Genomic DNA, 22,023 nt, shown 5'->3' on the forward strand with positions numbered 1-22,023 from the left:
TATGATTTTTTTAATTGGATTGGCATTTTCTACCGACTTACCATTCCTAATCTTAATTTAAAAATTTGCTTACAATTGTACTCATACTTCATTTTTTTTCTGCACGTTCTTGTTGAATTGACTTATTATACCATCCCGATGCAGTGATTTTACTGACTTTTTTGCTCGGGTCTTGATGACTAACTCTCTGTGAGAACGTTATTTTTTATCCATAAGTATAATTGACAAAATTTCAGTACTCACTAATCTTATAGCAAATTTTGACACCGTCTGATTCGCACATGAGAACATTAGGATTTCGAGTCAGATCAACATTCACCAGGACAGGAGATCTATTGAATGTCTGAAGCAAATGGCAAAAAAGCCGTATTACATCTTGATGGCAAAGAAATTGGTTTACCAATCTACAGTGGCACTTTAGGTCCAGATGTAATTGATGTCAGCAGCATATTGAAAGAAGGTCATTTTACTTTCGATCCTGGTTTTATGGCGACAGCTGCATGCGAGTCTAAAATTACGTTCATTGATGGTGACAAAGGTATTTTATTACACCGCGGTTACCCAATCGACCAGTTAGCAACTCAAGCAGACTATCTTGAAACTTGTTATTTATTATTAAATGGCGAGCTCCCAACTGCTGAACAAAAAACAGAATTTGATGCCAAAGTTCGTGCTCATACTATGGTTCACGACCAAGTTAGCCGTTTCTTCAATGGTTTCCGTCGTGATGCTCACCCTATGGCGATCATGGTTGGTGTTGTTGGCGCATTATCTGCGTTTTATCACAACAACCTCGACATTGAAGACATCAATCACCGTGAAATCACTGCGATTCGTCTAATTGCAAAAATTCCAACGCTTGCTGCTTGGAGTTACAAATACACAGTAGGTCAACCATTCATCTATCCACGTAATGACTTAAATTACGCGGAAAACTTCTTACACATGATGTTTGCTACTCCTGCTGACCGTGATTACAAAGTAAATCCTGTTCTTGCTCGTGCAATGGATCGTATCTTCACGCTTCACGCTGATCACGAACAAAATGCTTCGACATCTACAGTACGTCTTGCTGGTTCTACTGGTGCAAACCCATACGCATGTATCTCTTCAGGTATTTCTGCGCTTTGGGGACCTGCTCACGGTGGTGCAAACGAAGCTGTTCTTAAGATGCTTGATGAAATCGGCAGTGTAGAAAACGTTGCTGAGTTCATGGAAAAAGTAAAACGTAAAGAAGTTAAACTCATGGGCTTCGGTCACCGTGTGTACAAAAACTTCGACCCACGTGCTAAAGTCATGAAACAAACTTGTGACGAAGTTCTTGAAGCATTAAATATCAATGATCCTCAATTAGCGCTTGCTATGGAACTTGAACGTATTGCATTGAACGACCCGTACTTTGTTGAACGTAAACTTTACCCTAACGTAGACTTCTACTCAGGTATCATCCTTAAAGCGATTGGTATCCCAACAGAAATGTTTACAGTAATCTTTGCTCTTGCACGTACAGTAGGTTGGATCAGCCACTGGTTAGAAATGCACAGCGCACCATACAAAATCGGTCGTCCTCGTCAGCTTTACACTGGCCCGACTCAGCGCGACATCAAACGTTAATATTCGAAAGAAAATTAATGATAAAAAAGCTGCCTTCTGGCAGCTTTTTTATTGTGGTATTTTCAATTCAATTTAAAAACTTATTCTTCATCAAACACACTTAATAAATGATGACTAATTCCATCAGCTCTTAACCAAGCCAACTCATAACTCGCTTTAGCCAAAGCTAGAACACGTCTTTCAAATTCAACCCATATTGTTTTGACTTGAGGTTCTAAAATACCCAAACCACTTTCTGTTGCTAGATGCTTATTTTTTTCACATATTTTCAAAGCATGATAAAGCTTGCGACCTTTACTCGCCCCTTCCATCAACCGAACACGCTTACTTAAAATAAATCCCTCTACATGCTGTAAGTTCGCATGAGGCAACATAGGTACTAGAATTTGATTCAACTGATCATCTAAGCGCTTCCACACAGCCAAGCGTTGCTCTGCTGTATATGTATTCCATTGAATCACTTCATGGTTAAAACGGCGACAACCACGGCAAACCTGATCACCAAAAACTGTTGAACAACGCCCTGCACATGGGGTGAGAGAGAGCATTCGATGATCATTACTCAAAACAAACTCCTTAAATAAACCATATACTTTTTATGGTTTTCTCGCTTATTACACATTTTCGCGCTAAAATATGCGCCTTAAATTTATATCTTAATACATTTGGAGTTTTCCATGAACGCTACTGTAGAACAGCTTGCACCTGTAGAACAGCAAGCGACCGCGGGTTGGGTTGTTGCAGCACTATATCAATTTAAAGAAGTTCAAGATCCTGCAGATCTTCAGCAACGTCTATTAGACTTAGTGAAAACAATTAACCTTTGTGGAACTCTGATTGTAGCAGGTGAAGGAATTAATGGTACTGTTGCGGGCGATCGTGTAGCAATTGATAGTCTCTATCAATTTTTGCTTAATGAAGGTTTTGCTTCTATGGAATACAAAGAATCCCATAGCTCTGACAAACCTTTCCGTAAAATGAAAATTAAACTTAAAGAAGAGATTGTGACTTTAGGTGTTGAAGTTAAACCCCGCGACTTAGTGGGCCACTACCTCGATCCAAAAGAGTGGAATGATTTAATTGCACGTGATGATGTAATTTTAATCGACACACGTAATGACTATGAATATAAGGCGGGCACTTTTAAAGGTGCAATCGACCCTAAAACTGAGACATTCCGCGAGTTCCCAGAATATGTCAAAAAAGAGCTAGAGCAACATAAAGATAAAAAAATTGCGATGTTCTGTACAGGCGGTATTCGCTGTGAAAAATCAACATCTTTACTTCTTCAAGAAGGCTTCCAAGAGGTTTATCACCTCAAAGGCGGTATCCTTAAATACTTAGAAGAAACCCCTGCCGATGAAAGTTTATGGGAAGGCGAATGTTTCGTATTTGACGGACGTACTGCTGTAACTCATGGCGTTGAGGAAGGCGTAAATATTAAATGTCATGCTTGTGGTTGGCCATTAACTCCAGAAGAGTCAGCTTTAACAAGTTATGAACATGGTGTTTCATGCGTGTATTGCATCGATAAGACAACTGAAAAACAAAAAGCTGGTTTCCGTATGCGCCAGTCTCAAATTGCAGCTGCAAAGCGTAAACGTTTATAATTTTTAATGAAAAGGCATTTAGTTTTCTAAATGCCTTTTTTATAGAAATACTAAATAATAAAAATATTTTGTCTACATAGCCCTTCAAAAACCGATTCATTCACTAAAAGCTAGTTTTAGAACTTTCAACATCAAGCTCCACCAGATTATGAAAACAACTCATTCAACATCCTGATTAAAGCTCCAAATTTAAGATAAACCTTAAAAAAAGACTGCTTCATTCTTTAAACAATTAAAAAAGCCAAATAATAAAAAACGCCCTAGAAAGGACGTTATTTATTATTTCTTCTAATAAATTAATTTGGAGTATGATACATCAAGTATAATTCATTCAAATTATCTGGAATTTCTTCTGCCAGTTCATCCATTAACTGTCCATTACGACGGAAAGATTCCATCTGCGGATCTTCTTCATCAATTCCACTAAATACCATCATTGGTAAAGTTAAATCAATTAATTGTTCTTCATGTTCAGGGGCAAACCATGCCTCTTCATTTAAGAACATTGCATCAACAAATCCCACACTCCAGTCGCCTAAGCTAGATTCAACATCAGCTTCTTCAATTTCAAATGGAAATACAATTCCATTCTCATTTGCTAAGTCTTGTCGAATTGACTCTAACCACGCCTTGATTTGCTGAATAATTTCAGCAGGAACCTTTTTATGGTTATTATCAAACAGCTCATCTAACCAACGGTCAAACTGAGGGCCTACTGCAATTGCACACAGAAAACCATGAGTTGCAGCGAAATCTAGACCATACTCATTGTGGTCTCCATCTAGATATTCACTTAATTGGTCTAAATCTAACGCACTCATTGTGTTACCTGACTATAAAAAAGAAATCTACGATAGCATAGCATTTAAGCTGACGATGCCCTATTCAGATTTGATTAGTCTTCATCATCAAGATCATCATCGTCTAAATCATAATCAAAATCTTTCAACTCACGCTCTAAACGGCGTTGAGCCAATAGATCATCAATTAATCTACGTTTTTCTAATGATTCTTTCGCAGTGATTTTGCCTGATGACTCATCAAAACCGACATCATCATCATCACCGTAGTTATCATCTAGTTCAAAATCTGTAGAAGACACTAAAACTACCTCTAATGAAAAAATGTGAATGGGTCTAGGCGCTATTTATCTCTCTTACAGAATCATGTCAAGTTTTATTTATATTTTTTTCATTAAACTGCATATTTGTACTTTTTTTCACCCGAAAAATTGTGTATTTATAAAACTCAACTATTTTTTTGATCAAGAAAAAATTCTATGATCTTTTCGATGATTTAAGCTTGAAAAAAATGATTTTAGCCCAATATTCAAAAAACAGACGTGAATTCAAAGATATTTTTTATTTAACGGTTACCGATCAAACCCAAAACATTTCAAGCAAATTGTGCTATCATGCACGGTTTTTCACTGCCACAGATTCAACGAAGAGTAAGCAAAGATGAGCGATATGCATTCCCCTACTTCTCAAGTAGCGGCTCTGATTAGCCGAGGCAAAGAACAAGGTTACTTAACTTACGCTGAGGTTAACGATCATCTGCCGGACTCGATTACTGAAAGCGAACAGATTGAAGACATTATTCAAATGCTTCAAGACGTTGGTATTCCTGTACACGAGCGTGCACCTGAATCTGACGATACCATGTTCGGTGAGTCAACTGACACAGCCGATGAAGTTGCTGAAGAAGAAGCTGCTGCCGTACTTGCATCGGTTGAAAATGAGCCTGGACGTACGACAGATCCTGTACGTATGTACATGCGTGAAATGGGTACAGTTGAACTGTTAACCCGTGAAGGTGAAATCAGCATTGCAAAACGTATTGAAGAAGGGATCCGTGATGTCCTTAACTCAATTGCGTACTGGCCAAATGCTGTTGAAGTTGTATTAAAAGAATATAATGATTTCTTGACTGGCGAACGTCGCCTTGCCGATATTTTATCTGGCTATCTTGATCCGGAAACTGACGAAGATATTCCTGAAGTTCTAGAAGAAGAAACTGAACTTGAAGAAGATGATGCGCCAGCTACACCAGCAAAAGAAGTTAAGCTTGACGATGACGAAGAAGATGAAGAGTCAGAAAGCGACGATGATTCTGAAGGTGAGTCTGGTCCAGACCCTGAAGTTGCAAAGATTCGTTTTAATGAACTTGAATCTGCATGGACTAAAACAAAAGGTATTATTGAGAAACATGGCCGTAACAGCCCTGAAGCAGACGAAGCTTTAGAAGCGTTAGCTACTGTGTTCATGATGTTTAAATTTACACCACGTTTATTCGATATCATTTCTGAAATGATTCGTGGCACACACGAACAAATTCGTGCCAATGAACGTGAAATCATGCGTTATGCAGTACGTCGTGGCCGTATGGACCGTACTCAATTCCGTACATCTTTCCCTAAGCAAGAATCTAATCCAGCTTGGTTAGATGAACAGATTGCTAAAGCTCCTGCTGAAATCAAGGCGCATTTAGAAAAAGTTCGTCCGGATGTTTTAGCATTCCAGCAAAAAATTGCAGATATTGAGAAAGAACTTAGTTTAAGCGTTGCTGAAATTAAAGATATTTCTAAGCGTATGGCGATTGGTGAAGCGAAAGCACGCCGTGCTAAGAAAGAAATGGTAGAAGCCAACCTTCGTTTGGTAATTTCGATTGCGAAGAAATATACCAACCGTGGTTTACAGTTCCTTGACTTGATTCAAGAAGGGAACATTGGTTTGATGAAAGCGGTAGACAAGTTTGAATATCGTCGTGGTTATAAATTCTCGACTTATGCAACTTGGTGGATTCGTCAGGCGATTACCCGTTCGATTGCCGATCAGGCTCGTACAATTCGTATTCCTGTACATATGATTGAAACGATTAACAAGATCAACCGCGTATCTCGTCAATTGTTACAAGAAATGGGCCGTGAACCAACACCTGAAGAATTAGGTGAACGTTTAGAAATGGACGAAGTTAAGGTTCGTAAGGTACTTAAGATTGCCAAAGAACCGATTTCAATGGAAACACCTATTGGTGATGATGAAGATTCGCATCTTGGTGATTTCATTGAAGATCAAAACATCACTTCTCCAATTGATGCTGCGACTTCAGAAGGCTTAAAAGAAGCAACACGCGAAGTATTGGAAAACTTAACTGAACGTGAAGCAAAAGTATTGAAGATGCGTTTTGGTATTGATATGCCAACCGATCACACACTAGAAGAAGTGGGCAAGCAGTTTGACGTAACACGTGAACGTATTCGTCAGATTGAAGCGAAAGCATTGCGTAAATTACGCCACCCTTCCCGTTCTGAACACTTACGTTCTTTCTTGGAAAATGACTAAGTTTTGAAGGCTTGAAATTTCAAAACCAAGCCCCATTTAATAGAAAGAGCTATAAACGCCTGCGATAATGCAGGCGTTTCAAATCATGAGGTAACTTATGTTAGACCGCACTCCATCTCGCGAACTACAAGAACATCTTTGGGTATTTCCGATGGATTATCCAATTAAACTTATTGGCGATGCGGGTGAAGAATTACGTGTTGCTGTAGTCGACATTTTGGTGAAACATTTCCCAGACTTCGACCACTCAACATTAAAAGTTCAAGAATCTCGCACCGGCAAGTATCATTCTTTAACAGCACAATTGCGCTTTGAAGAATTAGAACAAGTTCATGCACTTTATGCTGACTTAGCTGCTTGCCCGCAGATTAGAACTGCGCTTTAATTTTAAGTTCTTCAATCAATACCACAGTCAGACACTCTTACTGTGGTATTTTTTTGAGAAATTTTTAAGCTATCAAACAGTGAAAAAACAATACAAATATTTAGAAACCCTATTATAAAATCCTTTAAAATTACAGGGTTTTCGGCTTCTATCTTACAGATATTAACTGGGTGCCGCAGAAACCAACTTATAGGAAAATATTGTGATGAGCCTTGATAAACCTAACTTGATCATTCGCCAATGGAACGATTTACAAGATTATCAAAGCAAGTTTGAAACCATGAAACTCTTAACAAACGAGCGTGATCAAGATACGCCTGATGAGTTATGGTTACTTCAACATCATAATGTCTTAACACAAGGTCAAGCTGGTAAACCAGAACACATCCTAATTTCATCAAATATTCCAGTCGTACAAACTGATCGTGGCGGGCAAGTGACTTGGCATGGGCCAGGTCAACTGGTTGCTTACTTTATGTTTGACCTTAATCGTCTAAAATGGAACGTACGTACATTGGTTAGTTTTGCTGAACAATTCATGATAGATGTTTTAAAAAAATATGGAATTGAAGCTTATGCCAAGCCCGATGCACCTGGAGTATATGTAGATGGTCGTAAGATTGGTTCTTTAGGTTTTAAAATTCGTCGTGGTCGTAGTTATCATGGATTAGCATTAAACTTGGACTGTGCCTTAGATGGATTCCAGACCATCAACCCTTGCGGCTATGCAGGCTTAGAAATGGTACGTATACAAGATTTAGTGACTCCTTATCCATCATTTGGTCAACTTTGTCAGGACTTTATTGAGTATATTAATGGTACTGGGTACTTTAATGACCCTAAAGTCAAATATGAATAAATCGCTTTGCGATGAAATAAAAATGGATTAGAGTAATTACTCTAAATTTGCTTTCGCATAATTTTAACAAGGGATACGCGAGTGATTTCGACAAAAGCGGTAAAGCCGACTCTGCAACTTGCCTACGTTAAGCTCATGATGGATGTTATTGGTCGTGGCTTGGTCATGGCAAGTCAAGTGGACACTGAAATACAAGAGGAAGTATCTAAATTTCCTGTTCACTTTGTACTTTCAATGAATGTTTTCCCGAATGGACCAGCATTTTTTGCTCGAGTTACAGAAGACAAACAGTTAGAACTACTTCAAAGAGCTGAAAGAAAACCAGACTTAACGATTACATTCAAACACGTGACTCATGCCTTTTTGGTATTTTCTTTTCAAGAAAGTACTGCTCAAGCATTTGCCAATGACCGCATGATTGCCGATGGTGATGTATCTGCTGCTATCCGCTTAGTACGTTGCCTAAATAAAATGGAAGCTCTTATTTTACCTAAATTGGTTGCTTCACTAGCAGTCAAAGAATACCCAACCGAACTTAGTCTAAAAGAAAAATTCAACGAGGCTGCAAATATTTACCTAAAAGTAGCCAAGTCCTATTTCAAGCGGAGCGCATAACATGGCCAAACCATATTACGAATTCTTTTGTCCTGTAAAAGTCATTGCTGGTAATGCTGCGCTAGAACATATTCCGTTTGAGCTTGCAACTTTGGGTGCAAAACGCCCTCTTATCATTACAGATAAGGGTGTACGAGCAAATGGCTTATTAAATCCGATTGAAGCTGCATTTAGTACAACTGATGCTGTCATTGGTCATGTTTTTGATGATGTTCCACCCGACTCAAGTTTAGAGGTCGTTCGTCTTGCAGCAGAAGCTTATCGAGCAAACAAATGTGATGCGATTATTGCTGTTGGTGGTGGCTCAGTCATAGACACGTCTAAAGCAACTAATATTTTAGTTTCTGAAGGTGGAAATGACTTATTGCAATATGCAGGTGCTCACAACCTACCGAAGCCATTAAAACCATTTTTTGTGATTCCAACAACTTCTGGCACTGGTTCTGAAGTAACAATGGTTGCCGTGGTTTCAGATACTCAAAAGAATGTTAAGTTAGCATTTGCTTCTTATTATTTAATGCCACATGCAGCGATTTTGGATCCGCGCATGACGCTTACATTACCGCCTCATTTAACTGCAATGACTGGTATGGATGCATTAACGCATTGTGTTGAAGCCTATACATGTATGGCTGCTAATCCATTGAGCGATGCTTATGCAAGTGCCGGAATTAAAAAGATTAGTGAAAATCTCTTTAATGTCTTAGAAAACCCAAATGACTCACAAGGCCGCTTAGAGTTAGCTCAAGCTTCCACAATGGCCGGTATTGCATTTTCTAATTCAATGGTCGGCTTAGTTCACTCTTTAGGGCATGCTTTAGGTGCTGTTGCTCACCTACCCCACGGTCTATGCATGAATTTATTCTTACCTTATGTACTTGAATATAATAAACAAGTAAATGGTCAGAAAATTGGTGAGTTACTATTACCGCTTGCTGGTGCAGATATTTATGCACAAACTCCAGCAAGCCAGCGCGCAGATAGAGCAATTACGACTATCTTAGCAATGCGTGATCGCCTATTTACTTTAACAAAGTTACCACGCACTTTACGTGAAACAGGCAAAGTAACTGAGGCACAGCTTGATGAAGTTGCAGAAAAAGCACTAAATGATGGCTCAATTATTTATAACCCGAAAGAAGCAAGCTTAAAAGATATCCGAGATATCTTAGAAAAAGCTTGGTAATTCGATAAGTTAAACTCCAAGAAACTACATAAAGGTCTGATTTATATATTGAATCAGACCTTTTTTATCACTAAGCATTTTTATTGATTATTTTATTTGAAACATATGGCAAAAAAATTGCTAAAAAATAGATGAAAGTACTGACAATTTATATCAATTTAGGATAGATTGGCGCACTTTATCTTTTTCTGTAGGGGGGATCGTTCGTCTCAAACGATCCTTAACACCAAGCTGATCCTTGATCAACGATTATGAGGATAACGCCGTTGACAAATTTATCTGGGACTAAACCAACAGGCAAGCTTCAAAAGAATCTTGTACTTTGGCATATTGTTATTATTGGTTTAGCTTACATTCAACCATTAACGTTATTTGATACTTTTGGTTTAGTGTCAGAACGAAGTGGTGGTCATGTACCAACTTCCTACATTTTTGCATTAGTCGCAATCTTATTAACATCGATCAGTTATGGACATATGATTAAGCGCTACCCTTCTTCTGGGTCGGCTTATACGTATGCTCAAAAATCAATTCACCCTAATGTTGGCTTTATGGTGGGTTGGTCTTCTTGGTTAGACTATCTATTGTCACCGCTTGTTAATATTATCTTGGCAGATATTTATCTAAGAGCTCTTTTTCCAGAAGTAAATAACTGGTTATGGGTGATTGGTTTAACAACGCTCATGACTGTTATTAATTTATTTGGTGCACGGTTCGTTGCACGTTTTAACAGTACGATTGTTGTTATTCAGCTTGGCGTAATTTTTTATTTTGTTTATCAAGTATATATCTTACTTACTCAAGGTGTATATGCAGATGGAACTTTAAATCCAGATAAAGCGGCATTGTGGTCATTAACTCCGTTTTGGAACGATATGACATCTGTCAGTTCTTTAATTGCTGGCGCGACTGTACTCTGCTTCTCTTTTACCGGATTTGATGCTTTATCTTCTCTTGCTGAAGAAACAAAAGATGCAGAAAAAACGCTACCAAAAGCTATTTTTTCTACAGCATTACTTGCAGGTATTATTTTCATTGTAAGTACTTACTTTATCCAATTATATTTCCCAAGCAACCCAAACACTTACTTCAATCCGTTAGATGAATCACAACCTGTGATGGTCGCTGCGATTGGTAGTTTGATGTTTAAAACTTTGGTTTTATATTTTGCTGTAGTCGCTGTGATGGCATCAGGTATTTCTGCACATGCGGGTGTATCACGCTTAATGTATGTGATGGGACGAGATGGAGTTATCAACAAGAAATTATTTGGTCATATCAGTCCAAAATTGCACACTCCAACTTACAATATTCTTATTGTTGGCGTGGTTGCTTTATCTGCTGGTTTTCTAGATCTTGAACATATTGTTAACTTGATTAGTTTTGGTGCTTTAACTGCTTTTAGTTTTGTTAACTTCTCTGTAGTTTCTCGCTATGCATTAAGAGATGGCAAGAATAAAACGCTTAAAGACATCATTAATTATATTGCTATACCAACGCTTGGTTTTGCCAGTGTGTTTATGATGTGGTTAGAGATTGATAAGCTTGCCTTACAAATTGGCTTAGCTTGGGCCGTTATTGGTGTAGGTTATCTTGCCTATAAAACCAAAGGCTTTAAATATAATGCTCCACAGCATAATGAACATGAGTAATAAAAAAGGCGCTTAAAGCGCCTTTTTTATGGTCAAATTAACCAAAAATTTTATTTACAATGCTTTGTACACGTTGAGCATAAAGTTTTGCTGTTTCAAGATCACCTGTTGGAACCTCTTCCACACTTGCATCAGAAGGCGATTGAACTAAAAGCCCAACTGAGCCGCCTAAGTTGTTTACATCTTCACGTGTTGCATCTTTCGTATTTGCTGGCAATAAACCAAGACTCACCCAAATGCCACCATGCTGTGATGCTAAAGTTTGCAGTTGAATAAGAGTTACTTGCTTATCACCATTTAAGCTCGCACTGTTTGTAAAACCTGCAAATACTTTATCTTGCCAACCACGTGTAAACCACACTTTTGAAGTTGCATCAGCAAACTTTTTAAACTGCCATGGCGCTGTACCCATATAAGTAGGCGCACCAAAAACAATCCCCTTCGCATCATTTAATGTCTGCCAATCTTGATCAGTAATATTTCCCTCTTGATCAATTTGGATGAGCTGAGCATTAATTTCGTTTGCAAACGTTTCAGCCACGACTTTAGTGTGGCCATAACCAGAGAAATATACAACCGCGATATTAGAGTTAGACATGGGAGCAAACCTTTGTTTTATTAAATTCCACTTTATGATATATTTTAGAAACTAGGTGTCAATTAGTTACTAGTTGGTAACTAGGGTAATTTTTCAAGAAATTATAGGTAAATGGTATGAATGAATGTCTAAAATATAATATTTTTCAACAACATTGCCCTGCTCGTTTATTTTTTGAAAAAATTGCAGATAAATGGGTTTTATTGATTTTAAATGTTCTTGAGGAAGAAACTCAGCACTTCAATTTGCTCAAAAAGAATATTCAAGGTATCTCCCCTAAAGTCTTATCACAGAAGTTAAAAATGCTGGAGAGAGACGGTTTTATTGAGCGTAAAATTCAGAATACATCCCCAATTCGTGTTGATTACTCACTTACCGCTTTAGGGCAAAATGTAGCTTCAATGGCATTCCAATTAAAGGAATGGGCCGAAACCAATATTGAGCAAGTTTTAGCAGCTCAAATGACTTATGATGAAAAAGTGCTAGAGCAAGCTTAACCCAAGAATCCTTTAAAATTTTATTGAACTTGATCGATTAGGCTTTTTTCTTAGCTTAAAAGCCGCTCAACTTAATTAATTTTAATCGGTTCAGGTGGCACACTTATTTTAAATTGAATAGTTAAAGGTTCGCATTGTTTTAACTCCTGCTCATTTTTCAAATAGATGCTTTCTAGACCATATTTCCAAGTACCATTCATGACTTCAAATGCAGGATAATTGACAATGAAAGTTTTGGTTTCATTAGGCTGATATTCGTAAGTTTGAGTCTCTTTACACTCATTTTCTGGATAAGAACGTTTAGTATTTCCAAATAAATAGAGTTCTAAAGGCACATAACATGCAGGTTGTCGTTCTTGTATTTTCTCTAATCCCTTATTAGTTTGAGTAATCTGCAATGCAATTGTGCCATTTAAAGTTAACTGCTGTGCATATTTAAAAACTGTTTCTTTTTCGATGGGTTCACGCGTTACATTATTCAGGAACTGTAATTTACGATGCAAGCCATTACAGTCATCTTCAACAGGCGCAGGTAACCAGATTTCATTATCTTTTGAGTCACCTTTCTCACCATCGGCAGGTGTTTCATAATCACCTGGTTTACCGGGTTTAGTCGGATTTCCCGATCCACCTAAACTGGCACCACCCGCGAATAAATCCTCTCCACAAGCAGTCAAAAGACCACCCATCAAAATGAAACTCATGGATATTATTAATTTTTTATAAGTTATTTTCATCATATTGATAAGCTCCGAAACGGAAAATTTTGGTTGCACCCTCTTTTCCTTCATCGAGTGCACAACGTTCAATGGCTAACTTGAGTACTTGTAATGATAGATCTTCCCACAAGCGTAAACTTGCTTCTTTAAGTAAAGTGATCGATTCATCTGTTAGTTCATCAGCAAAAATTGCTTGTTCTAAATAGGGTTCTTTTTCTGGTTGAAATAAATTATGAACTCCAGCAGCTAAATGTGCCTCTAAGTTATTCGTTAATAATTTTCGAACTTCGAATTGCTCAACATCAGGCATAAAACTACGCTGCTGCAACACCACAAGGCCATCTTGTTCTTTCACAATGTTCAGACGCTCAAGTTCATTCAAAATAGATCTTGGGTGTTTTTCAGTTGAAACTTTCTTTACCAAACTTTCAAAGCTAATCTGATCTTCGCTAATAAAAGGAATTTTTTCTGCCAATCCCTCTGCAAGCCACAAGCCAATCACCCGAGCAGGAACACTTACGGGCTCTGCTACTTTTGCTTCTGTTAAAGGCTGCCCAGCCTGCATCGCCTTTTTAAAGGCATTCACATCTTTGCGATGTAACCCTGAAAGTAAACTGACCGCTGAATCAGTTGGCTTTTGTTCTATACGCTCTAGCTCAGTTAAAGCCTGTTGATAGAAAACAGGTTTCAAAGCAGTCACAAAGTCGTTATATCCCACTCCTGAACGAATTAACCATTGCGTCAGGTATTCCATTAACATTAATACCTGCTTCTGATTAAGTTCTGCATTGTTCGTTTGGAGTGTGGTCATAGGGTAACAATTTTCCTTCATATTTGAAAAACAGTATGGGCCGAGCAATTGTCACACTGAACGGTTTAAGATGCAATTTTCATTCTTAGACCTCTTTTGGAAACCGATCAACATAATGATTTGGCGCATTAAAATGGGTAAAAGAAATACTGATTGAGACATCTAAACTTTCTACACTATGCCACCAACCAATTGGTATAAACAAAGCTTCCCCAGCATTCAAAATACATTCCACTGGAGTGATTGATCTTGCCAAAGGATATTTTTCAAAATCAATTTTTTTTGCATTACTTAATTCGCTAAACACCCAATGATCGTTATATAGATGAGGAACTTGCAAGGCAGGAATTAAAGTTACTTTTTTGCGTCCATAAATTTGAACTAACATATTATTCGTTAAATCATGATGTAATGGCGTAAATGTTCCTTTAGGTCCAAACCATAAAAAACTACGCTCATCTTTTAAAGCCAAGTCACAATAACCTTCTGCAAAATCACCTATATCTAAAAATAGTTCTTGAAGCATCTGATGGCTGTTGGTCGCATTATTTGCAGTCATATAAAAATCATTACTGGCATCAACTGACATAACTTTTGATACAAACTCTGACATCTTCATTTTCTGTTTGAGTAATGGAGAATGTCTTTCAAACTGTTCATCTAAATTTCTATTCATCTGAACTTCAACTGAATGATGGCCAATTTTAGAAGCAAAATATTGCGGAGACCATTTATGCAAAGCTGGCCAATGTTCTATTCCTTCTTTTAAAATCACAGGGCGATGTTGACTATAGTAATCTTTTATAAAGCTAGAGAACTGTGGAGCAGTAATTGAAGGAATTTCTTCACTATAGCCAGAGTTTAGCTGTGCCAATTGATCTACAGTTTCTATTAACCATTCACGTTTTTTAAGTTGATGATGCTTTTTCTTCAAAATCTTATATAACTGATTATTTTCTAAATTATTTAAATACTCTTTTACTTTTAAACCATCATGCCCCTGCTCTATTAATATTTTTATAATTTCCGCAGACGTGACCTTATTTAAAACTTGTTCAATTATCCACTCTTGATCATGATCCGATAAAATCTGAAATTTCAAATCATTCATTTCAAATCTTGGCTCAAATCCATTTGCTTTTAATACATCGACTAATTGTTCAATTCCACACCCTTTTTCTAAATTTTCTTCAAGCCAGTTTTTCCATTCTAATGGCAACTGGTCAAACCATTTTTGGCTTTGTTCGAATATTTCAATTTGATTATAAGCTGCCATGTTGAACCTTTTTTCAAATTTGATCTTTACAACTGCATTATAATTGATCTATTTTAAAAATGTTAAATTTTCACATTTTTAATAAAAAAAGGGTTCATGTGATGAATAACATAGTAAAAGGAAGCAGCATTGCTTTGATTTTTATAGCTTTAAGTGGGTGCGGGTCTGACGATAATGATTCGACACCGACACCGACACCGACACCGACACCAACACCAACACCAACACCAACACCAACACCAACACCAACACCAACACCAACACCAACACCAACAAGTGTAGCGGATCGCTTTGTTGGAAGTTGGTTAGCGGGCAAAGGAGGTTGTATTAACGGTTCTGCTCTAAAAATGAACATTATTAAGGTTTCTGATAACAGTGTTCGATTTGCCAGTGAAACAGTACGTTATGAGAATGAATCAAACTGCACAGGTAACATCGTTGCAAGTTACCGCCAAGCTGAAGATTTTAGTCTGGTTTCAAATATTGGAGCACCTCAGACAATACAAACCTCAAGCTATAATAAAGTAGATTGGCAGCTTGTTGTAGCTGGAGAATTGGAGCAAAAACAATCTGCTATTTTAGGTTTTAAAAATGCAAATCAATTCTGCCTAGTCCCTACGAATGAACCAAATGCGATACATAATTATTTGCAGCAAGCAAACTTTGATCTCATGAATACTTGCTTCACAAAAACAACTCCACCAGCAAGCATGCAAAAGCCGACACAAGTATTGGCAACAGCAAGTTATAGACTAGCGGACAATAAAGAATCTTGGGCAGATCTATTAACCCAACTTAATGATCAAGGACGCCAAGGCTACGCCCTTCTCACACCATCAGTCAGTTTGGATAATCCTAATAGTAGCTTTGCCCTATATAAAAATTTATATGTCAAAAACAATAAAACCACTGATACATACACCTATAAAACAGTTGATGTTAAAACTAATTCAGTGGCAAACCGTTATTTACTATGGGTAAATGAGTTAAATAAACAAGGTAGCTTAGGCTATATATATAAACTTTCATTTGGAGAAGTAACTTCGAATACAGATAAATATTTATTTGTTAAAAATGATAAGAAACCAGCAACATATTCTTATTCTAATCGCTTCTTAACCAACACTTCTCGCACGAGTATTTTGAATGCCTTCAATGAACTTGGTGCACAAGGTTGTAAGCTAATTTACGCAAACTCAGAATTCACCAATAACGGCACAACGAATGGAACCTTCTATGTACCTACTTGTGTAAATAGCAGTACACATAACGGAACCTATGCGTATCGTTATTTTGAAGTTCCACAACATATTCCGTTTAACAAGGAAGATGCAATAAAACTTGAAAAACTTCTTAAAGAGCAGGCAGCTGAAGGTTATAGATTGGTGGATGCGAACAATAATCTAGGCTTCTTTAATATTGATGGTTATCTATTTGAGCGTGATAGTGAAAATACAGGGCCTATTGAATATAAAGTATTTATTGAAGATGCTGCATCCGAAACAGATGAGCCATATCTCGTTGAAAATCGAATTCAAGACCAAGGTAAATTAGGTTGGTTCTTTGCAGTTCGACTTGGATCGGTCTATACCAACTCACCAACAAATTATGATTTAGCAAGTGGTGTAATTTTCCCTAAATAAGACATCTAAAACAAATAAGGCCACAACTGTGGCCTTATTCTTACTTAAAATTAGATAACTTATCCTAAGTTTTTAAAGCCCTGCTGACGCCATGCTTCATAAACAATCACGGCGGTTGCATTAGATAAATTTAAACTTCTTGAGTTTTCGGCCATTGGCAAACGGATCCACTGTTCTTGTGGAAACATTAAGCGGACATGCTCAGGCAAACCACGTGTTTCTGGCCCCATCAGTAAAGCCACAGGTCGATTCAAATCGACTGTATGTGGAGTCGCTGAGCCTTTAGTGGTGAGTGGAAAAACATGCTCAACACCTTTAGCTTTTAAGTCTGCAAGGCATAGTTCAATGTTGTCCCAAATCTGCATACGCGCCCATTCATGATAATCAAGACCTGCTCGTTTGAGCTTTTTATCATCTAATTCAAAACCTAGTGGCTTGACTAAATGTAGCTGTGCGCCCGTATTAGCACATAAACGAATGATATTGCCTGTATTGGCAGGAATTTCAGGCTCGTATAGGACAACATGAATCACAAATTTTCTCGACTTTAATAACCAGCAATAAATTCAGATAAATTTATTGCCATTTTAACTGTTCACGTAAATTCACCACTTCACCAATAATGGTTAAAGTCGGTGCTACGATATGATGTTCAGACACTTTAGTTGCAATATCAGCTAATGTTCCAACAATAACTTTCTGTTCTGGTGTGGTTCCTTTAGATATTAAAGCTACAGGCATATCAGCACGTTGACCATGAGCAATAAGTTGCTCACAAATGCGTTCTAAACCAACTAACCCCATATAGAGGACTAAAGTTTGATTTTCATAAACTAGTTCATTCCAAGGGAGTTCAGGTGAACCTTCCTTTAAATGCCCAGTCAAGAAACGTACACTTTGTGCATAGTCACGATGAGTTAATGGAATTCCTGCATAAGCTGAACAACCAGATGCTGCTGTTATTCCTGGCACAACTTGGAAAGTGACATTTGCCTCAACTAGCTCTTGAATCTCTTCACCACCACGCCCAAAGATAAACGGATCACCACCTTTTAGACGACAAACACGCTTTCCTTTTTGAGCATATTCAACCAGTAAAGCATTGATACCATCTTGAGGAACAGAGTGATTTGAACGGGCTTTACCTACATAAACTTTGGTCGCATCGCGACGGCAAAGTTCTAAGATCGGTGCAGACACCAAACGATCATAAATCACGACATCTGCTTGCTGCATAAGACGCAATGCTTTTAATGTCAGTAGTTCAGGATCACCTGGCCCAGCCCCCACCAAATAAACTTCACCTTTAGGTGCAGTCCATTCTGTTAAGGCTTGCTGAATCAAATCATTTGCAACTTCTAAATTGTCATTAAAAACTTGTTCTTTTAATGGGCTAGCATATAAGTTTTCCCAAAAGATTCGACGCTCATCTGGGTTACTAATCTTTTCTTTTACTTGCTTACGCCATTGACCAGAAAACTCAGCAAGTTTCCCCATGCCATGTGGAACAATCGTTTCTATTTGAGTACGAAGTTGTCTAGATAAAACAGGTGATGCGCCATTTGAGGCAACAGAAATGATCAATGGAGAACGATCAATAATTGCTGGAACCATAAAACGGCAGTGTGGAATATCATCGACACTATTTACCAGTAAATTACGCACTTCACATTGCTCAAAAACAGCTTTGTTCACTTGCGCATCATTAGTCGCAGCAATGACTAATCTATAAGGTGTATTTAAAAAAATTTCGGCAAAGGTCTCAGCAAAATACTGTCCTCCACTCGCCTGAACCAACTCTAAAAGCTGATCTTCAATTGCTGGAGCAATAATATCAATTACGGCTCCAGCTTTGGCTAAAAGATTTGCTTTGCGCAAAGCAATATGCCCACCACCCACAATCAGACAACGTTGCTGTTGCAACTTTAAAGAGATTGGAAAAATATCCACCTTAAACCTCTACATTAATCATCTGATTTGGGTTAAGCAAAAACCGTGCACAATTTAGATGCAAAGCTTAGTCAATAAAGGTTAAACCACCCATATATGGGCGTAATACTTCTGGAATCTCGATAGAACCATCTTCACGCTGGTAATTTTCCATTACAGCAAGCAAAGTACGTCCAACTGCAAGACCTGAACCATTTAGTGTGTGCACTAATTCAGTCTTCTTTTGATCCATTCTGTAGCGTGCTTTCATGCGGCGTGCCTGAAAATCACCCATATTAGAGCAGCTTGAGATTTCACGGTAAGTATTTTGGCTTGGAACCCAAACTTCTAAGTCGTAAGTTTTAGTCGCACCGAAGCCCATATCTCCACCACAGAGCAAAATTTTGCGGTATGGCAAACCAAGTGCCTGCAAAATGCCCTCAGCATGTGCAGTAAGATCTTCAAGTGCCTGCATAGAAGTTTCAGGTTTAACGATTTGCACCATCTCAACTTTATCAAACTGATGCTGACGAATTAAACCACGGGTATCGCGACCATAAGAACCAGCTTCACTGCGGAAACACGGTGTATGCGCTGCATATTTTAATGGCAAGCGTTCGGTATCAATAATCTCATCACGAACAAAGTTAGTAACAGGAACTTCTGCTGTAGGGATGAGGTAATATTCTTTTTCACCTTGAAGTTTGAACAAATCTTCTTCAAATTTTGGTAACTGACCAGTACCACGAAGTGAATCAGCATTTACCAAATAAGGCACATAAGCTTCTGTATAACCATTCTTTAAAGTATGGGTATCAAGCATGAACTGTGTTAAAGCACGTTGTAGACGCGCTAAAGAACCTTTCAACACACTAAAACGTGAACCAGTCAATTTAGTCGCAGTTTCAAACTCTAAACCGCCCATCCACTCACCTAAGTCAGTATGATCTTTGATTTCAAAATCAAACTGACGAGGCGTACCCCATTTTGAAATTTCAACGTTATCATCTTCATCTTTACCAGCAGGAACAGACTCATCTGGTAAGTTAGGGATGCTAAGCGCTTTTTGTTCAATCTCGTTTTGGAGCTCTGATAAAGCTACTTCAGCAGCTTTGATTTCATCACCAATCGCTTGCATACGCGCCATGATTTCAGAAGCATCACCACCGGATTTTTTAATCTGACCCACTTGTTTTGCACCGGCATTACGTTCTGCCTGCAATTTTTCAGTTTTTGATTGCAAGTCTTTACGGCGAGTTTCTAAAGAAGCCCATTCTTGAACATCTAATTGAACACCACGTTTTGCCAAAGCTGCATTAACAGCTTCAATATTATTTCTGAGTAACTTAGGGTCGATCATAATCAATCATAATATGGGTAAAAAACTGGCTATAGTGTAAGGCCTTCACACTAAAAAATATAGTGATCATCTTCATAACGAATAGCTTTCACACAATTGTTAGAATAGATCACCTATTTTAGAACTTATACTTTGGCACACTCGGTAAATACTCAGGTTTAATGAATTTACTCGCTTCAAAATATGGTAGCGTTAATTCAGACATCCCTTCAGCATAAGAAGCCAACTCATAAATTGGATAGACAAAGACAATCCCATTTGCGCCATAGTAGAAATTATCACTTAATTGCAGCTTTTCACGGCTAATATTGTGCTCTTGAAGCCAATTTGTATTTGCATTAAAAAGTGCATCAACTAATTGTTTTTCGACATCTGGCTGAATGAGTTCGGCAACAGTAATATGTTTTTTATTTAATAAATCAAAAGTCACGAACTCTTGATGTGACATACCATGTGCTGCACCAACAGAATACGAATAGGTCTGTAATGCAAAGGTTGCAAGATTATAATTTTGTCCTAAATAGCGAACATAAATTGCACTTTGACTCGAACGAGGCTCGCCTTCAGGCACTTCAACTGGCTGATCAGCCAAATTTGCAAAAGCATTCGGATCTGCTTTCTTTATTCGATTAGTGAAGTAATCATTAATCCACTTCTGATTGGTTTGTACTGTTTGAAAGTCATACTCAGTACAACCATCTTCTAAACAAACTTTTGATTTTGGCAATTTTACTGGGATTACTTTTGCCTGAATTACAGGAACACCAGCCTCTTTAGTTTCTTTAACTTTTGCAGTCGAAGCAGCCTGCTCTTCTTTGGCTGTCGACTTTGGTTGGCAACCACTCACAATTGCCATTGCAGCCATTAATGGAAGAATACAAATAATTTTTTTATCGTAAAGTCGCATAATAACCCCCATGAATTTACCTCTATCACTATACAAAGCGTCCGATCGAGATGGGGTTAAAAAATGTATCTATCTCTCTTATATACAAAAAGCTACCGTGAAAGGTAGCTTTTTTGAAGAGGCTTTAATTATTGATCAATAATGTCTGTGCCTTTTGGTGGCGTAAAGTTAAAGACAGATGCTGGAATTGAAGCATTTACTTTCACGTTCTTAAAGCGCACATAGGTGGTCTGACCTAATGAGTCTTGTAACACCATAAGCGTAGGGGCTTTATTTGCTCCAAAACTAATTGTTAAGCTTTGGAAAGCACCATCTTCTTTTTTAGGGAATAATGTGAAATAAAGTTTTGATTTATCGGGTTGCGTTACACGATAAGATTTCATGATTTGATTGGTATTACCAGAAAGTAATAATGCTGGTGTATCTGCAACCTGATCATCTAAGCTTTGGCGGACCGCTTGTTGTAAATCTGGATCATAGATCCAAACTGTTTTTCCGCTCGTTACAATAGTTTGTTTAGCAGGACTTACTGTTTCCCAATAAAATTTCCCCGGACGCTCAACTTTCATTGAGCCTTTGAATGTCTGGTTCATATGCTGTGCACTTAAACTCTTTTTCTGTGCCACAGTTTTTGTATTGGCTTTAGTTGTTTGTTCAAAGTCGGCAGTCAAACGCTGTAAACCTGATAACTGATTAACCAGGTTCCCAATTGCCTGTTGCTCCGGTGCTGCTACAGGCGCAGCAAACACTGTAGTACTCATTACAGGAGCAAGCACTGACGCGCTGAGTGTAATAGCACACATAGTTTTACGAAGCATATTCATGTCATCACCTTTTTAGTTGCTGTAAGACAACTTGCCATCTTCCAAAGTTATGAAACTTAGCAAGCTCTTAATTCAAGACTCATATTAACCGACAAACTCTGTGCTAATCATTGAGAAAATAAGATATTTTGTTATGTTATTCATGTTGTTTGTAGAATTTCATTCATCATGATGAAGATACACCAGATTAAATT

Annotated in this window: 22 protein-coding genes; 10 read left to right on the plus strand and 12 right to left on the minus strand. The window is 37.8% G+C overall.

Annotated elements, in window-relative coordinates:
* Positions 1-339: 339 nt before the first annotated feature.
* The gene (gltA, locus tag AC1PJP_RS09590) at positions 340-1,614 is read left to right on the plus strand and encodes a citrate synthase (protein WP_004789414.1); all 1,275 of its coding nucleotides are present in this window, start codon (positions 340-342) and stop codon (positions 1,612-1,614) included.
* 80 nt (positions 1,615-1,694) lie between these two features.
* Here the strand turns inward: gltA and AC1PJP_RS09595 are convergent, their stop codons facing one another.
* Complete coding sequence (locus tag AC1PJP_RS09595) at positions 1,695-2,180, minus strand: DUF1289 domain-containing protein (protein WP_199988262.1); 486 nt, start codon at positions 2,178-2,180, stop codon at positions 1,695-1,697.
* Between the two features lie 111 nt (positions 2,181-2,291).
* Here AC1PJP_RS09595 and trhO point away from each other — a divergent pair, with 111 nt between their 5' ends.
* Positions 2,292-3,224, plus strand: a complete 933-nt coding sequence (trhO, locus tag AC1PJP_RS09600) for an oxygen-dependent tRNA uridine(34) hydroxylase TrhO (protein ID WP_049838014.1) — start codon at positions 2,292-2,294, stop codon at positions 3,222-3,224.
* Between the two features lie 296 nt (positions 3,225-3,520).
* Here trhO and AC1PJP_RS09605 read toward each other — a convergent pair whose 3' ends face one another.
* On the minus strand, positions 3,521-4,045 hold the full coding sequence (locus AC1PJP_RS09605; protein WP_004789407.1) for a YecA/YgfB family protein: 525 nt from the start codon (positions 4,043-4,045) through the stop codon (positions 3,521-3,523).
* Between the two features lie 74 nt (positions 4,046-4,119).
* The gene (locus AC1PJP_RS09610) at positions 4,120-4,326 is read right to left on the minus strand and encodes a PA3496 family putative envelope integrity protein (protein WP_002116495.1); all 207 of its coding nucleotides are present in this window, start codon (positions 4,324-4,326) and stop codon (positions 4,120-4,122) included.
* Between the two features lie 358 nt (positions 4,327-4,684).
* On the opposite strand from AC1PJP_RS09610, the gene rpoD reads away from it, so the two are divergent.
* The 6 genes from rpoD to AC1PJP_RS09640 all read left to right on the plus strand — a co-directional run bounded on the left by rpoD (position 4,685) and on the right by AC1PJP_RS09640 (position 11,265).
* A complete protein-coding gene (gene rpoD / locus AC1PJP_RS09615; protein ID WP_005310050.1) occupies positions 4,685-6,568 on the plus strand; it encodes an RNA polymerase sigma factor RpoD in 1,884 nt (627 codons plus the stop codon).
* 97 nt (positions 6,569-6,665) lie between these two features.
* On the plus strand, positions 6,666-6,953 hold the full coding sequence (locus AC1PJP_RS09620) for a YbeD family protein (RefSeq protein WP_002116017.1): 288 nt from the start codon (positions 6,666-6,668) through the stop codon (positions 6,951-6,953).
* 205 nt (positions 6,954-7,158) lie between these two features.
* Positions 7,159-7,812, plus strand: a complete 654-nt coding sequence (lipB, locus tag AC1PJP_RS09625; protein WP_199988261.1) for a lipoyl(octanoyl) transferase LipB — start codon at positions 7,159-7,161, stop codon at positions 7,810-7,812.
* 81 nt (positions 7,813-7,893) lie between these two features.
* Complete coding sequence (locus AC1PJP_RS09630) at positions 7,894-8,427, plus strand: hypothetical protein (protein WP_004789401.1); 534 nt, start codon at positions 7,894-7,896, stop codon at positions 8,425-8,427.
* Position 8,428: 1 nt separating this feature from the next.
* The gene (locus AC1PJP_RS09635; protein ID WP_199988260.1) at positions 8,429-9,613 is read left to right on the plus strand and encodes an iron-containing alcohol dehydrogenase; all 1,185 of its coding nucleotides are present in this window, start codon (positions 8,429-8,431) and stop codon (positions 9,611-9,613) included.
* Positions 9,614-9,879: 266 nt separating this feature from the next.
* Positions 9,880-11,265 carry an APC family permease gene (locus AC1PJP_RS09640; protein ID WP_013196978.1) on the plus strand — a complete coding sequence of 462 codons (1,386 nt, stop codon included), beginning with the start codon at positions 9,880-9,882 and terminating at the stop codon, positions 11,263-11,265.
* Positions 11,266-11,302: 37 nt separating this feature from the next.
* On the opposite strand, the gene AC1PJP_RS09645 is transcribed toward AC1PJP_RS09640, so the two are convergent.
* Positions 11,303-11,863 carry a flavodoxin family protein gene (locus tag AC1PJP_RS09645; protein ID WP_016143322.1) on the minus strand — a complete coding sequence of 187 codons (561 nt, stop codon included), beginning with the start codon at positions 11,861-11,863 and terminating at the stop codon, positions 11,303-11,305.
* Between the two features lie 116 nt (positions 11,864-11,979).
* On the opposite strand from AC1PJP_RS09645, the gene AC1PJP_RS09650 reads away from it, so the two are divergent.
* Positions 11,980-12,360, plus strand: a complete 381-nt coding sequence (locus tag AC1PJP_RS09650; protein ID WP_013196976.1) for a winged helix-turn-helix transcriptional regulator — start codon at positions 11,980-11,982, stop codon at positions 12,358-12,360.
* 71 nt (positions 12,361-12,431) lie between these two features.
* On the opposite strand, the gene AC1PJP_RS09655 is transcribed toward AC1PJP_RS09650, so the two are convergent.
* The 3 genes from AC1PJP_RS09655 to AC1PJP_RS09665 all read right to left on the minus strand — a co-directional run bounded on the left by AC1PJP_RS09655 (position 12,432) and on the right by AC1PJP_RS09665 (position 15,166).
* A complete protein-coding gene (locus AC1PJP_RS09655; protein WP_013196975.1) occupies positions 12,432-13,064 on the minus strand; it encodes a hypothetical protein in 633 nt (210 codons plus the stop codon).
* A gap of 16 nt (positions 13,065-13,080) precedes the next feature.
* The gene (locus AC1PJP_RS09660) at positions 13,081-13,890 is read right to left on the minus strand and encodes a DUF6502 family protein (protein WP_013196974.1); all 810 of its coding nucleotides are present in this window, start codon (positions 13,888-13,890) and stop codon (positions 13,081-13,083) included.
* Positions 13,891-13,975: 85 nt separating this feature from the next.
* Positions 13,976-15,166, minus strand: coding sequence for a cupin-like domain-containing protein (locus AC1PJP_RS09665; protein WP_199988259.1), 1,191 nt, complete (start codon positions 15,164-15,166; stop codon positions 13,976-13,978).
* 101 nt (positions 15,167-15,267) lie between these two features.
* Here AC1PJP_RS09665 and AC1PJP_RS09670 point away from each other — a divergent pair, with 101 nt between their 5' ends.
* Positions 15,268-16,809: a PT dipeptide repeat lipoprotein gene (locus AC1PJP_RS09670; protein ID WP_479766888.1), complete on the plus strand. Its 1,542-nt coding sequence runs from the start codon at positions 15,268-15,270 to the stop codon at positions 16,807-16,809.
* Between the two features lie 59 nt (positions 16,810-16,868).
* On the opposite strand, the gene AC1PJP_RS09675 is transcribed toward AC1PJP_RS09670, so the two are convergent.
* The 5 genes from AC1PJP_RS09675 to lolA all read right to left on the minus strand — a co-directional run bounded on the left by AC1PJP_RS09675 (position 16,869) and on the right by lolA (position 21,829).
* Positions 16,869-17,342 carry a tRNA (cytidine(34)-2'-O)-methyltransferase gene (locus AC1PJP_RS09675; protein WP_002116042.1) on the minus strand — a complete coding sequence of 158 codons (474 nt, stop codon included), beginning with the start codon at positions 17,340-17,342 and terminating at the stop codon, positions 16,869-16,871.
* Positions 17,343-17,385: 43 nt separating this feature from the next.
* Positions 17,386-18,759, minus strand: a complete 1,374-nt coding sequence (cysG, locus tag AC1PJP_RS09680) for a siroheme synthase CysG (RefSeq protein WP_199987534.1) — start codon at positions 18,757-18,759, stop codon at positions 17,386-17,388.
* A 67-nt stretch (positions 18,760-18,826) separates the two neighbouring features.
* Positions 18,827-20,098: a serine--tRNA ligase gene (serS, locus tag AC1PJP_RS09685; RefSeq protein WP_013196969.1), complete on the minus strand. Its 1,272-nt coding sequence runs from the start codon at positions 20,096-20,098 to the stop codon at positions 18,827-18,829.
* Positions 20,099-20,216: 118 nt separating this feature from the next.
* A complete protein-coding gene (locus tag AC1PJP_RS09690; RefSeq protein ID WP_199987533.1) occupies positions 20,217-21,017 on the minus strand; it encodes an RsiV family protein in 801 nt (266 codons plus the stop codon).
* A 116-nt stretch (positions 21,018-21,133) separates the two neighbouring features.
* Entirely contained in the window at positions 21,134-21,829 is a 696-nt protein-coding gene (lolA, locus tag AC1PJP_RS09695) for an outer membrane lipoprotein periplasmic chaperone LolA (protein ID WP_005310008.1), read from the minus strand.
* Positions 21,830-22,023 lie beyond the last annotated feature (194 nt).

It is taken from the genome of Acinetobacter sp. V116_7, assembly GCF_056735735.1.

Coding starts and splice junctions, on each gene's coding strand:
- gltA (WP_004789414.1), top strand. CDS start 340: ATGTCTGAAGCAAATGGCAAAAAAGCCGTATTACATCTTGATGGCAAA.
- trhO (WP_049838014.1), top strand. CDS start 2,292: ATGAACGCTACTGTAGAACAGCTTGCACCTGTAGAACAGCAAGCGACC.
- AC1PJP_RS09605 (WP_004789407.1), bottom strand. CDS start 4,045: ATGAGTGCGTTAGATTTAGACCAATTAAGTGAATATCTAGATGGAGAC.
- rpoD (WP_005310050.1), top strand. CDS start 4,685: ATGAGCGATATGCATTCCCCTACTTCTCAAGTAGCGGCTCTGATTAGC.
- AC1PJP_RS09620 (WP_002116017.1), top strand. CDS start 6,666: ATGTTAGACCGCACTCCATCTCGCGAACTACAAGAACATCTTTGGGTA.
- lipB (WP_199988261.1), top strand. CDS start 7,159: ATGAGCCTTGATAAACCTAACTTGATCATTCGCCAATGGAACGATTTA.
- AC1PJP_RS09635 (WP_199988260.1), top strand. CDS start 8,429: ATGGCCAAACCATATTACGAATTCTTTTGTCCTGTAAAAGTCATTGCT.
- AC1PJP_RS09645 (WP_016143322.1), bottom strand. CDS start 11,863: ATGTCTAACTCTAATATCGCGGTTGTATATTTCTCTGGTTATGGCCAC.
- AC1PJP_RS09650 (WP_013196976.1), top strand. CDS start 11,980: ATGAATGAATGTCTAAAATATAATATTTTTCAACAACATTGCCCTGCT.
- AC1PJP_RS09655 (WP_013196975.1), bottom strand. CDS start 13,064: ATGAGTTTCATTTTGATGGGTGGTCTTTTGACTGCTTGTGGAGAGGAT.
- AC1PJP_RS09660 (WP_013196974.1), bottom strand. CDS start 13,890: ATGACCACACTCCAAACGAACAATGCAGAACTTAATCAGAAGCAGGTA.
- AC1PJP_RS09665 (WP_199988259.1), bottom strand. CDS start 15,166: ATGGCAGCTTATAATCAAATTGAAATATTCGAACAAAGCCAAAAATGG.
- AC1PJP_RS09670 (WP_479766888.1), top strand. CDS start 15,268: ATGAATAACATAGTAAAAGGAAGCAGCATTGCTTTGATTTTTATAGCT.
- serS (WP_013196969.1), bottom strand. CDS start 20,098: ATGATCGACCCTAAGTTACTCAGAAATAATATTGAAGCTGTTAATGCA.
- AC1PJP_RS09690 (WP_199987533.1), bottom strand. CDS start 21,017: ATGGGGGTTATTATGCGACTTTACGATAAAAAAATTATTTGTATTCTT.
- lolA (WP_005310008.1), bottom strand. CDS start 21,829: ATGAATATGCTTCGTAAAACTATGTGTGCTATTACACTCAGCGCGTCA.